Genomic DNA, 12,078 nt, shown 5'->3' on the forward strand with positions numbered 1-12,078 from the left:
CAAGGACGTGAAGGAAGAAGGAGGAAGCTGGAGGAAGAAGTAGATTATCTTCTACCGGGAAGGAATCGCATCTTCAGTCTGCCCCTCAATCTTCTAAAACCTCAGCTAAGTCTTCCATTGTCAAGTCGCTTGGACTTAACTTTACTGGTCAAACGGTGCCTGAGACGGTAGCGATAGTGAGACTTTGGACACTACCTAATCTTACTCTGTCGCTAGAATCTCAGTGGCTTCAGCCCGCTTGAGTGTCAAAAAATGCAAATACTTTCCGGCGGCACGGCAACTCGAACGCTGTCGCCGACTTGGTATCGCTGCAAGTCATCTCTGTGCAAGTTTTGTCGGCGAAGGGCGATCGAACTTTTAGCAGTCAACCGCACCGTATAGCGCGTGTCAGTGCCAATATAAATAGCCTCTTCTACTATTGCGGGCCAGCTATTTTCAACATCATAATTAGCCGGGAAAATAGCAGCTTTTTCTGGACGCAACACCAGGGTGACAACTTTCCCCGCGGGCATATCTTCGGCTGTCGCAACTAACACGGGCAACTGCTGGTCAACCAACACGATTATTTGACCGTTTTGCTTTTCTACTACTTGCCCGCTTAAAAAATTGCTGTCGCCAATAAAATCAGCAACAAACCGCGTTTTAGGATATTCATAAATATCAACAGGCGTCCCGACTTGTTGCAGTTTTCCTCCATCCATCACTGCAATTCTGTCCGACATTGTTAGTGCTTCTTCTTGATCGTGAGTCACATAAATAAATGTAATTCCTAATTTTCGCTGCATTTTTTTTAATTCTAACTGCATCTCTTTACGCAATTTTAAATCCAGCGCTCCTAGGGGTTCATCCAACAGCAAAACAGACGGCTGTTTGACTAATGCTCTTGCTAATGCTACTCGCTGCTGCTGTCCCCCTGACAGTTGGCGGGGATAGCGTTTTCCTACCTCGGTTAACTGTACTAATGCTAAGGCATCAGCAACGCGATCGCGAATTTTTGTCTGAGGCATATTCTCCATTTCCAACCCAAAAGCGACATTTTGTGCTACTGTCATGTGCGGAAATAAAGCATAATTTTGAAATACCGTATTTACTGGGCGGTGAAATGGCGGGCGATTTTGCATCGGTTGGCCGTGAATGTAAATTTCCCCGGCTGTGGGAATTTCAAAACCGGCAATCATTCGTAAAGTTGTAGTTTTGCCGCAGCCAGAAGGGCCGAGTAAAGAAAAGAATTCTCGATCGTAAATTTGCAGGTTGATGTTGTCTACAGCTAAAAAATCGTGACTGCGGACACTTTTAAATACTTTGGAAACTTCTAAAACTTCGACGGCGTGCATTGTGTTAGTATGTCTTAGGTATGACTAATAAAAATTTGAACTCAATTCCGGTTAAATAAACATAAATTATCTAGGGGCGGGTTCATCAAAATCTCTAATACAAACTAAAAATTTAAGTAAACCCGCCCCGGCGGAAACCTGTGTGATAGCGTTTCTCAAGCGTAGTGAGGTATGCCCTATGCCCTATGCCTTATGCGAGATAGTACCTCATGTTACTGAGAAAGGTTATATATCTACTTTCCAGCCCCCGCTTTAACTTCCGTCCAAGCTCGATCGTACAATGCAGTTGCTTTCCCGACATCCTCCAATAATTTCATTTTGCCAAAGATTTCAGCCGGCGGGTAAATTTGAGGATTTTTCAAATCTTTCGCGTCGATTAAACCTCGCTCAATTGCTGCCTTGTTGGGCGATCCGAAGTGGGTAAAATTAGAAATTTGGGCGCCTACTTCTGGCTGCAAAATAAAGTTAATAAATTTCTCCGCTAACTCTTTCTGGGGTGCACCTTTGGGAATTGCCATGTTGTCAGAGAAGATAATTGTTCCTTCTTTGGGAATAGCGTAGCGGAGATTGGGATTTTCTTTCATAACTTGGAAAACATCGCCACTCCATTCCATTGTCAGATTTACTTCTCCTTGATCGAGCAGATTTTGACCAGTATCCGGGACAAAAGCAGCAATAATATTTTTACTTTTAATCAGCAAATCGCGGGCTTTGTTAATTTCTTCGGGATTGGTTGTATTGGGGTCAAATCCTAAATACATTAAAACTCCTGCAAATGTGTATCTTGCATCGTCTTGCCACGCGACTTTTCCGGTATATTTCGGGTCGAACATCGCCGCCCAACTGTTGATATCGCCCTTGGTTGTTTTGACGTTGTAGCCAATTCCCATTGTTCCCCACAGGTAGGGCAGAGAGTATTTATTCCCCGGATCAAAATTTTGATTGACCAATTTAGGTTCTAGGTTTTTTTGATTGGCAATATTATTTAAATTCAGCGGTTCAATTATATTTTCTGCGATCATGATTTTCACCATGTAATCGGCGGGAAATATTAAGTCGTAACCGGGGTTTCCCTGTTTGAGTTTGGCGTAGAGTGCGTCGCTGTTCTCAAATGTGTCGTATTGAATTTTAACATTGTTCTCTTTCTCGAATTGGGCGATCGCTTCTGGGGCGATATAACTGGCATAGTTGTAAATGCTGAGGACTTGCTGCTGGTTAGCACCTGTGGGGCTACAGCCGAAAGCCACCGTTGCACTCATCACAAACAAAATTAGGAAAGTCAGCAGGCGTTTCATAGGTTGTGTTAGTTGCATATGACAATAATTATGACACAAAAAACTTTTTTCTTTAAGTTTTCTGAACTTTTAACGATGATAAAACCAGGAATAAGGAAGCGAACAACATCAAAGTTGAAATAGCATTAATCGCTGGCGTTACTGCAAACTTTATCATGCCGTAAACAAATAGCGGCAGCGTCACCGAACCGACGCCGGTGGTAAAGAAGGTGACGACAAAATCGTCCAGAGACAGAGTAAAAGCCAACAGTGCCGCGCTGAAAATAGCGGGCCAAATCAGAGGGAGGGTGATGCGCCAAAAAGTCCGCCATTCGTTAGCGCCTAAGTCAAAAGCTGCTTGTTCTAATATCGGATCGAGTTCTGCCAAACGTGCCCTGACAGTAATAGTCACAAAGGAAATATTAAAGACAACATGACCGATAATTACGGTAGGTAAGCCGAGATTGAGGCGAATTCCCGTGAGATTTTCTAGGATCCGAAATACTAGGGTAAAGAAAACTAGCAGCGAAATGCCGATCGTAATTTCGGGCATAATAATCGGCAAAAACAGTAAAGCTTCTACGGCTTTGCGCCCCGGAAAATGAAAGCGTTCCAGCGCTAGGGCGAGCATTGTACCAAAAACGGTTGCTAGCACAGTCGAAATAGCTGCAATTAGCAAGCTGTTGTTGAGTGCTGTCCAGATTCCGGCACTGCTACTCGTAGCAATCGTCGCGCCTGCATTGCTAAACAAACTGCGATACCAATCGAGGGTAAAGCCGCGCCAAACGGCATTGAATCTGGAGGCGTTAAAGGAGTAAATAATTAAGATGAGAATTGGCAAGTAAAGAAAGGCTAATGCTAGTACAGCTTGTACCCAAAGCCACTTTTTGCCTATCGCCCGCACGAGTAAATCTAGTTTAGTCATTAGTCCAAAATAGGGTAGCCTGTAGGGGCGGGTTTTACAGACAATTTTTGCCTAAAACCAATAATCTCATAAACCCGCCCCGCCCAACTGTAAATCTCAATCTACCTGTTTAAGTTTCGTCAGACACGCGGAAGTAAATTAACACAGGAATCAATATGATTACCGTCAACAGCATAGAAAGGGCCGAGCCAAAAGGCCAATCGCGGGCTTTCATAAACTGATTTTGAATCAAATTTCCCACCATAACTGTTTTAGAACCGCCCAATATATCCGGTGTGATGAAAGCGCCGACTGCGGGAACAAAAACTAAAATAGAGCCTGCAACAATACCGCGAGTTGTTAATGGTAAAAATACGCGCCAAAAAGTGCGAATATCGTTTGCCCCTAAATCATGAGCAGCTTCTACTAATGAAAAATTGAAGCGTTCTATGCTAGAATATAAAGGCAGAACCATGAAAGGTAAATAGCCGTAAATAAGACCGATAGCCACAGCGAAAGGCGTAAAAAGCAAGTTTAACGGTTCGCTAATAATTTGCAGGCTTTCCAGGGCTGTGTTAACTACTCCTTCGCTGCGTAAGAGTATGATCCAGGCGTAGGTTCTTACTAAAAAATTAGTCCAAAATGGAATAATTATCAGCAAAAGCAAAGCATTTCGCCAGCGGGGAGAACGGGTGGCGATGAAAAATGCTAGGGGATAGCCAACTAACAAGCAAGCGGCCGTTGTCAAAAAAGCCAGCCAGAGCGATCGCCCAATTACTCCTAAGAAAAGTCCGCTGAACAAACGCTGGTAGTTGCTAAGAGTAAATATCCAAGTAACGCCCCCGTAAGTACCGCGTTCTAAAAAACTGTACAACAGTACAATTAACACTGGCCAAATGAAGAAAACCATCAGCCAGGCGGTAGCGGGAAATAATAGCAGCAACAGGTTAGTTTGCTGGCGGTTTTTGACACTCATTATTCACTCAAGCGAAATTTAGCACATAATCCAACACATTTTATATCAAATCCGGATTTTATGAATTATGTCATCATTAATAAATTATCAAGAGGTACGCAATGTCAGCAGAATCGTCAACCCCAAAAATAGTCATCGTCGGTGCAGGATGGGCAGGTTTAGGCGCTACCTATCACCTAGCCCAGCAAGGCTATGATGTCACCCTGCTAGAAGCAGGCCCTTATCCGGGTGGGTTAGTTGCGGGGTGGAAAACCGCCGGCGGTCGTTCCGTAGAAGCAGGTATTCATGGCTTCTGGTATCCCTACAAAAACATATTTTCCTTAGTCAAGGAGTTAGGCCTCGATCCCTTCACGCCTTGGACTCGTTCTTGTCAGTATTCACCCGCCGGATTGGAAGTAGAATCGCCGATTTTTCAGGACGAACCGCGGCTTTCCACACCGTTAGGAACCTTTCTTTACACCCGATTTAAAAGGCTGCCATTAGTCGATCGGCTTTCAGCCTTACCCTTACTCTACGCCGTCCTAGATTTCGACAATTCTGACGAAGCTTGGCGCAGGTACGATCGCGTGACAGCGCGCGAACTATTCAAACAGTTTGGTGTTTCTGCTAGGCTGTACCGCGATGCTTTTGAACCGATGTTATTAGTAGGTTTATTTGCACCAGGAGAACAGTGTTCGGCTGCCGCCGCTTTGGGAATGCTCTATTATTTCATATTAGCACACCAACCGGATTTTGATGTAGTTTGGTGTCGCGGAACAGTCGGAGAAAAAATCTTTCGCCCCTGGGTCGAACGCCTGGAAAAACTCGGTGCAAAAGTATTGACAAAGCAGCGAGTTACTGACTTAGTAGTTGACAGCAACAACCGAGCCACAGGCGTTGTTTGCGGCGAAGAAACCTTCGATGCAGATGCAGTTATTTTTGCAGTTGGCGTCACGGGAATGCAAAAAATTATCAGCAGCAGCCCTGCTTTGCAAAGTCGCCAAGAGTTTCGGAACGTAATGAATCTGGGTGCAGTTGACGTGTTAGCTGTTCGCCTGTGGTTTGACAGAAAAATTGACATTCCGCTGCCTTCTAATGCCTGTTTTGGATTTAGTTCAACTACAGGTTGGACGTTTTTTGATTTGAATGCTTTGCACGACGAATTTCGAGGCGAACCGGGAACAGTTGTCGAAGCTGACTTTTATCACGCAAATCAATTAATTCCCCTGAAAGATGAGGAAATTGTTTCCTTAGTTCAGCGGGATTTAGCGACTTGCATCCCCGCTTTTCGGGACGCCAAAGTAATTGACAGCAGCGCGATTCGGCTGTCACGGGCGGTAACGCATTTTGCCCCTGGCAGCTATCAGTATTTGTTGCCTGCGGTAACAAGTTATGATAATGTATTGATGAGCGGCGATTGGGTTGTGACCCGGCACGGTTCTTGGTCGCAGGAAAAGGCTTATGTTACTGGCTTGGAGGCGGCCAATTTAGTAATTTCGCGTTTCGGACTTGGGAAAAAAGCGACAATTATTCCCGTGGAAGCTGACGAACCGCACATTCAAATCGGGAGAAAGATTAATCAGTTTACTCGCAGTTTGACTAAAACATTCATTCCCGATTTTTGGCTGCCATAAGCAGAAGGAAGTTCGGCAACGGATTCGGTAACGCATTTAACGGATGTCAGAAATAAGGAAGAAGGAATTTCTTGCTTGAAGCGGTAAGGTGCGCACTGCGCACCCTACATATAGACTAATAACCCATGATCGATGACTAATGATACTACTTTCACAAAATGCAAGTATAAACAAGCTAGAAACCCAAATCTTCATCAGTCATAGCCAATCTAAAATCTAAAATCTAAAATCTAAAATGGCATGACTATCGCCAATAAGGCCGACCTTTCCAAAAAACTCCCACCGTAACTCCAATTAGTGCAGCTTCCGATAAACTTGCTAATAAAGGAGGTATGGGTAGGAATGACTTTAACACCAAACCCAAGAGTACGCAGAAAACTAAAACCCACAAACTAATTCGGTTGAGCAAAAATTGTTGTTGCCAATACTCTAAAAAGTACACTGCTAAAGCTCCCATTCCCACTGCTGCTGCAAAAGGTATCAATGTCCCGAGGGAAGAACTGTAGAGAAGCGTCACCCCGTTGCGGATTGGTCGCGATTGCGTGAAACCCCAGGCTAAAAATAGCTCCAGTGCAATCACGATTGAGTTGACGAGGGCGGCAATTTGCAGCATTTCTCGCCAAGGTAAAAGTTTTAAGCGCCGCAGAAAATTACTCACGATCGGCAGATTAGGTAGGTTGCTTTGATTTTATAACAGTTTTGCGCTGGCGATCGACCTTTTATGACAATTTGTGAAGTAAAATAAAGATATAGAGCAGTCTCTTGACAAATTCACCCAGAGTACCTGCCTATTAGTTGTTGGAACCGTGAAAGGAAAAAAGTTATGGTGGAGAACACTGTCGATTGTGCTGTAGCCTGCGTCAATGGCTGCGTTCTGGGCGACAAGTGCCCGAAGCGGGAATACGCAGAAGCAACGTCCAACTTTATTGAAAATACTTCTCTGGATAAAATGCTAGAAATAGCAGAGGAAGCGGTGAGAAGGAAACGCATGGAACCCCCCAAATGGGTAATTCCTGATTTTCCCGAATAGAATTAGCCTCCCCATTAAAAAGCGATCGCCATTTTCAAACGGGCGATCGCTTTTTGTATTCCCAATGAAATAGCTGATCCGAATCCATATATTTCTTGGGATAGAAGCTAAAAACTTAAACAGGAATTATTATACGACTTAATTATAGCCATCGGCAATTACTAAAAACAATTCAGTTAAAGCCAAATTCGGACATTTTTAATTTAATTGAGTTCAAAAACAAACAGGAGCAAGTATCGTGGCACAGCAAAAGAAAAGCAACGCAAAAACAACAACAGAACGCGATAATTTGGGCGAATTGCCTCAAGAAATTACCGAATCTTACGGTACCGGCGTCATCGATCAACCGGGATTGAGCCAAGACGACATAACAACCTTGCAGGACAGCAGTTCGGACTACTCTTCCACCAGTTCCCAAATCGGCGGCGAGGATGGCGATCCGGCTGCGGAACAAGAAAGTGCCACTGGCGAGCAATCGGTGGGCGGAACCGCGCCTACTCCCGACCTGGATATTGTTGACGAACTGGGAGCCGCTGCGGGCATAGAAATGCCCGATGGCGCTATTTTGAACACAACAAATATGCTTGAACATCGAGATGAAAGTCGCTGGGAATTAGACCCTAGTTCTGCGGAAGATTATCAGGAACGACCGGATTTCTAGGTCAATTTTTTACAAAAGAAATAGGTAGCACAATAGGAGCGGGTTCACCATTATCCATACTTGATATGCCAAGTATTTGTAAATCCGCCCCTCATCACTTTTGATCTCGCAACACGTATCTAACTCCCCGAACGCTAGGCAGCAGGTCTTTGGCGTTACTTGCTTCTAATTTAATCAGTAACGCACGAATATACACTTCAATAAGGTTGCACGAGCCAACCCTTGTGACGCCTGGAAAATCTTTAATGGGAAGCTTTATCTCAACTACGACAAGAAAGTACAAGCACAGTGGATGGGCGATATCCCTGGTAAAATGCTTGAGCGAACAAAAATTACCCTACTATTGTGAATAACAAAGAACTGTTCAGCTAAGCTCAAAGTGATGCAGGTAGTTACTCGCTAAGCGCCACTGACCTTACCGCCAGCAGTTTTCATTTCTCTGAGAACAAGGTAATTGTAATTGGGTAATTGCGTAACTGAGAAAGCTGTACCTCACCCAATTGACAACTGCTATATCCTAGCTTCAGATTTATCAACATTTCTGGTGAGTTACCCTTCATAAAGCGTGGTTGTAGTCAGGACTTCAATCCTCTGTATGCGGGTGAATAATCGCTATTAGTCCTGACTGCAAAGTTACTGTGGTTAGATCGCCGGGTATGATATTATGTATCGCAAAAACCGGGTTGATGAAGCCAACCCTCCTCAACAAAAAGGTGCTGTATGGAATTTAAAGATTTTCTGGCTTTGCTGCATCCTATTTTAGCTGTAGCGATTGTTTTTCCTACGCTTGGTATTGTTCTCAATATGGCGTGGCAAACCATGCAGCGTCGCAACCAAATTGCGATCGACACCAAGAGCAAAATTCCACCTGTAGTCGGTCCCGAACACGTCAAAGCAGGTCGAATTCTGTCAGGTTCTGTGGTAGGAGTGACGTTGTTGGGTCTAGCCTACCCGATTTTTGAGCATATTTTGAGCAAGGATGTTTGGAGCAAAAACTCCTTTCAAGTCATTTTCATTGTGCTGATGTTTGTTGCAACTGTCACCTCTTTGGTCATGCTATATCGAGCTACACCCGCTTTATGGCGCGGCATATTTGCGACCCTAACAGGTACTGGTTTGGTGATTCTTGGCACTCAAGATGGGGTTTATCGGCGAACCAATGAATGGTATTGGTCACACTACTACATTGGCATCACCGCTGCGCTAATTATGGTTTTCTCCCTTGCCATCATTCAAGACATTTACAAAGACCGCTCAAATCGCTGGCGCACTATCCATGTGATCTTGAACTCGATCGCCGTGCTGCTCTTTCTGGGACAGGGAATGACCGGAACCAGGGATTTATTAGAAATTCCTCTGAACTGGCAGAAACCCTATATTTATAGCTGTGATTTCGCCAATAAGACCTGCCCAAAGCCGTGAGCGATCGCATTACTTCGAGATTCAAGTCTAAAATTAGTCTAAATTAGAGCAGTAAACCTGGTTTCTGAATGTAACAAAGCCATGGTAATCACAGGAATGAGAACGAGAAACCTAGTTTATGATGCCCGGATTGCGTCAGCCCTAATCAGCCACCAATCTTAATCATTGCGAGTCAAACCCTGAAGGCTAACTTGCAAAATCGACAAACCCAAAATTAGCAAAAACAAAACCAGCCCGATCGTACAAGCATAGCCAATTTCCAAGTCCTTAAAAGCCCGTTCGTAAAGATAATACACAACCGTCTTAGAACTATTGCGGGGCCCGCCCTGAGTCATAATATAAACTTCTTCAAAAACCTTAGTAGCAGAAATCGCCGAAATTACTGCTACCAAAACTAGATACGGCTTCATCAGCGGCACAGTAATATCCCAGTGCTTTCCCAAACCATCAGAACCATCAATAGCAGCCGCCTCATAAAGTTCTGCCGGAATAGCTTGCAGCCCTGCCAAATAAATCACCATGTAATAGCCCAATCCTTTCCAGATAGTAACTGCCATGACGCTAAAGATTGCTAACTTCGGATTAGCCAGCCAAGAAACAGGAGGCAAACCCAACAATTCCCCCAACTGATTCAGCAGTCCAGTCTCAGCAAACAGCCACTTCCAAGCAATCCCGGCGACAACCATGGAAATCACCGCCGGCGTGTAGTATGCTGCTCGAAACCAGTTCATCCCCTTAAGTTTTTGGTTGCACAAAATCGCCATTCCCAACGGTAGAACAACCAATACAGGCACAACGCAGGTGAGATACAGCAGCGTATTCGTCAAAGTTTGCCAGAATGTGCGATCGCCCCACAACCTGTTAAAATTCTTCAAACCCACCCACTGCGGCATTTGAGTTAAATCATATTCGTAATTAGTAAAACTCAAATAAAAAGCTTGCACCGCCGGCCATAAAACAGTCAAACTCAAAATAAATAAAGCCGGAAGCAAAAACAAATAAGGCGTCAAGGAGCGTCGGGAAAAAGTCACAGACATAGTAATTGGTAATTGGTAACTTTACTCGTTAACAGGATCTGCCTGGTAACGCATATCCGGAGGTTCTGCCTCCAATTTTCCTAGTAACAAGCGAGGCAGAGCCTCGGGACATTGATTCCCAGGCATAGCCTGGGAACCAGTTATAAAACTCGCATTTGTAGGGTACTATTCGGCGCACCGGAACTGAGTCCTTGAAACGATTTCTTGTCCCCTCTTTATTAAGGGGGGTTAGGGGGGATCTAGAATTCGACCCTACAAATAATAATTATTTAACTCCCGCAAACAAAGCCTGCCAGTCTCCGGGAGAACTACCATTTTCCCCCTCTTTCACCTCAAAAGTAAGGTTGCAAGCTTGCGGTTGTTCCAAAGCCTGCACACACAATTCTGCAATATCTTCCCGACTGACTTTGCCTCTAATATTGTCTCCTTGCTCAAATATTAAAGCTTTGCCTCCCGGTTCTTCAGTCAAAGCGCAAGGTCTCACAATAGTATAAGGTATGCCGCTCGATCGCACACAATCTTCCCCTTTCAATTTCCAAGTCAAAATCCCCCCCAACATATCATTCATCCTGACTGCAGGCGGTTCTTCTTCCAAGTTAATTCCCGGGCGGCCGGGGCGGGTAACTCCTGCCGAACTCACCATCACAAAGCGCGGCAAAGTCTGTCCCCCATAAGCTTTAATAGATTCTAACTCGATTTGAAAAATACCCGGTGTAAATTTCGGGTTTAACGCGCCATCATATTCAAATTTGCTCAACATTAACTGAAACGAAAAAATACTGCTGGCATCAAATTTGGAGCCATCTTTGACAGTTTTGGCGCGAAATACTGGAATTAACTCATCAAAGGGAATGGTGACAGTAATCCAGATATTGTAAACAGTATCAAACGAATAGCAATAGCCAATTCCATCCCATTTAGATTCGCTGCGAACAATTAATTTGTAGCGCTTACCGTCCCCTTTGACGCGCAGGTAGAGGCCACTAAATCCTGCGAGATTGAGGGGAGGATCGAAGTTGCGGGTACGCACAGAAGCAAAGCCACCGGAGTTGGCAGTAGAAACATTGCCTGTGAATATAGCTGTATTGTCTGTAAGTACGATCGAACTTTCGCTGGTGCCGCCCATCACGATGTCGTCGAGGGCACCCCAAGTTTCTTTTAAATCTTGGCTGGGTTTTGTGAAGTCAAAAATTATTTTTTCGCCTGCTTGAATTAGCTGGCGGCGAACAGCTTGGACTAAATTATTGATGCCTTTGTATTCGACTATTTCGGGAACATCCACCACTTCCGGCATATAAAATTTGATGCCTTGGTAGTATTTTTCCCTGGTTGGGGTGTCTCCTTCTATCGGTTGAACTTTAGTGCCGGTACAGCAGATAACTGCTTCCACGCCCTCGGTTACTAACGGTGTTAGCGTCTCTGGCAGAGTAATATCTCCTTCGACTAATTCGAGATTATTGCCGAGAATTTCTGTTGCTCTTTTAGCATCTCTGACGAGGCAGCGTACTTTATATCCCCGCTGTTGCAGCCGCTTGACAACTCGCTTCCCGACGCCGCCGGTGGCACCGGCTACCAGTATCAGTTTGGGTTGGTCTTTTTTACTGTTGCTGCTGCTTCCAAAGATTTGTTGCAGCCAGCTAATGCTGCCAATGAAGGGAATGACGCCGAAATAAGCCAAGGTTTTGAGAAACCGGCCGGCATCCCATTGGGCGGTTTTTTTTTCAGTCATACTAGCTTCCTCTGAATTGGCTCAAATCTACTTAGCTGCTTTTGTATTTTAATCGAATTTTCGATTTGTGAATTGGGTCGATTTCCTAATTTCGGGAT

At 44.5% G+C, this 12,078-nt stretch carries 11 protein-coding genes; 4 read left to right on the plus strand and 7 right to left on the minus strand.

What is annotated here, in order from left to right; genetic code table 11:
* Positions 1-245: 245 nt before the first annotated feature.
* The 4 genes from QUA27_RS12990 to QUA27_RS13005 form a co-directional block, all read right to left on the minus strand.
* Complete coding sequence (locus tag QUA27_RS12990; RefSeq protein WP_333068416.1) at positions 246-1,334, minus strand: ABC transporter ATP-binding protein; 1,089 nt, start codon at positions 1,332-1,334, stop codon at positions 246-248.
* A gap of 233 nt (positions 1,335-1,567) precedes the next feature.
* On the minus strand, positions 1,568-2,629 hold the full coding sequence (locus tag QUA27_RS12995; protein WP_333068417.1) for an ABC transporter substrate-binding protein: 1,062 nt from the start codon (positions 2,627-2,629) through the stop codon (positions 1,568-1,570).
* 52 nt (positions 2,630-2,681) lie between these two features.
* Positions 2,682-3,533 carry an ABC transporter permease gene (locus QUA27_RS13000; protein WP_333068418.1) on the minus strand — a complete coding sequence of 284 codons (852 nt, stop codon included), beginning with the start codon at positions 3,531-3,533 and terminating at the stop codon, positions 2,682-2,684.
* A gap of 109 nt (positions 3,534-3,642) precedes the next feature.
* On the minus strand, positions 3,643-4,488 hold the full coding sequence (locus tag QUA27_RS13005; RefSeq protein ID WP_333068420.1) for an ABC transporter permease: 846 nt from the start codon (positions 4,486-4,488) through the stop codon (positions 3,643-3,645).
* 101 nt (positions 4,489-4,589) lie between these two features.
* Here QUA27_RS13005 and QUA27_RS13010 point away from each other — a divergent pair, with 101 nt between their 5' ends.
* Positions 4,590-6,101 carry a hydroxysqualene dehydroxylase gene (locus QUA27_RS13010; RefSeq protein WP_333068421.1) on the plus strand — a complete coding sequence of 504 codons (1,512 nt, stop codon included), beginning with the start codon at positions 4,590-4,592 and terminating at the stop codon, positions 6,099-6,101.
* Positions 6,102-6,345: 244 nt separating this feature from the next.
* On the opposite strand, the gene QUA27_RS13015 is transcribed toward QUA27_RS13010, so the two are convergent.
* The gene (locus QUA27_RS13015) at positions 6,346-6,759 is read right to left on the minus strand and encodes a peptide chain release factor 1 (RefSeq protein WP_333068423.1); all 414 of its coding nucleotides are present in this window, start codon (positions 6,757-6,759) and stop codon (positions 6,346-6,348) included.
* Between the two features lie 165 nt (positions 6,760-6,924).
* Between QUA27_RS13015 and QUA27_RS13020 the strand changes: the two genes are divergently transcribed.
* The 3 genes from QUA27_RS13020 (at position 6,925) to QUA27_RS13030 (ending at position 9,214) form a co-directional block, all read left to right on the plus strand.
* A complete protein-coding gene (locus QUA27_RS13020) occupies positions 6,925-7,131 on the plus strand; it encodes a hypothetical protein (protein ID WP_190734170.1) in 207 nt (68 codons plus the stop codon).
* 238 nt (positions 7,132-7,369) lie between these two features.
* A complete protein-coding gene (locus tag QUA27_RS13025) occupies positions 7,370-7,792 on the plus strand; it encodes a DUF6335 family protein (protein ID WP_333068424.1) in 423 nt (140 codons plus the stop codon).
* A 720-nt stretch (positions 7,793-8,512) separates the two neighbouring features.
* Positions 8,513-9,214 carry a DUF4079 domain-containing protein gene (locus QUA27_RS13030; protein ID WP_333068426.1) on the plus strand — a complete coding sequence of 234 codons (702 nt, stop codon included), beginning with the start codon at positions 8,513-8,515 and terminating at the stop codon, positions 9,212-9,214.
* 158 nt (positions 9,215-9,372) lie between these two features.
* On the opposite strand, the gene QUA27_RS13035 is transcribed toward QUA27_RS13030, so the two are convergent.
* Complete coding sequence (locus QUA27_RS13035; RefSeq protein ID WP_333068427.1) at positions 9,373-10,251, minus strand: carbohydrate ABC transporter permease; 879 nt, start codon at positions 10,249-10,251, stop codon at positions 9,373-9,375.
* A gap of 265 nt (positions 10,252-10,516) precedes the next feature.
* Positions 10,517-11,980, minus strand: coding sequence for a CIA30 family protein (locus tag QUA27_RS13040; protein WP_333068428.1), 1,464 nt, complete (start codon positions 11,978-11,980; stop codon positions 10,517-10,519).
* Positions 11,981-12,078 lie beyond the last annotated feature (98 nt).

The sequence above is a fragment of the Microcoleus harperi Pol14_C6 genome, from assembly GCF_036701295.1.
GTDB lineage: Bacteria > Cyanobacteriota > Cyanobacteriia > Cyanobacteriales > Microcoleaceae > Microcoleus.

Excerpts from the sequence above, each read along its gene's own strand:
- QUA27_RS13010 (WP_333068421.1), top strand. The coding sequence starts at position 4,590 with ATGTCAGCAGAATCGTCAACCCCAAAAATAGTCATCGTCGGTGCAGGA.
- QUA27_RS13005 (WP_333068420.1), bottom strand. The coding sequence starts at position 4,488 with ATGAGTGTCAAAAACCGCCAGCAAACTAACCTGTTGCTGCTATTATTT.
- QUA27_RS13040 (WP_333068428.1), bottom strand. The coding sequence starts at position 11,980 with ATGACTGAAAAAAAAACCGCCCAATGGGATGCCGGCCGGTTTCTCAAA.
- QUA27_RS13035 (WP_333068427.1), bottom strand. The coding sequence starts at position 10,251 with ATGTCTGTGACTTTTTCCCGACGCTCCTTGACGCCTTATTTGTTTTTG.
- QUA27_RS13020 (WP_190734170.1), top strand. The coding sequence starts at position 6,925 with ATGGTGGAGAACACTGTCGATTGTGCTGTAGCCTGCGTCAATGGCTGC.
- QUA27_RS13030 (WP_333068426.1), top strand. The coding sequence starts at position 8,513 with ATGGAATTTAAAGATTTTCTGGCTTTGCTGCATCCTATTTTAGCTGTA.
- QUA27_RS12990 (WP_333068416.1), bottom strand. The coding sequence starts at position 1,334 with ATGCACGCCGTCGAAGTTTTAGAAGTTTCCAAAGTATTTAAAAGTGTC.
- QUA27_RS13000 (WP_333068418.1), bottom strand. The coding sequence starts at position 3,533 with ATGACTAAACTAGATTTACTCGTGCGGGCGATAGGCAAAAAGTGGCTT.
- QUA27_RS12995 (WP_333068417.1), bottom strand. The coding sequence starts at position 2,629 with ATGAAACGCCTGCTGACTTTCCTAATTTTGTTTGTGATGAGTGCAACG.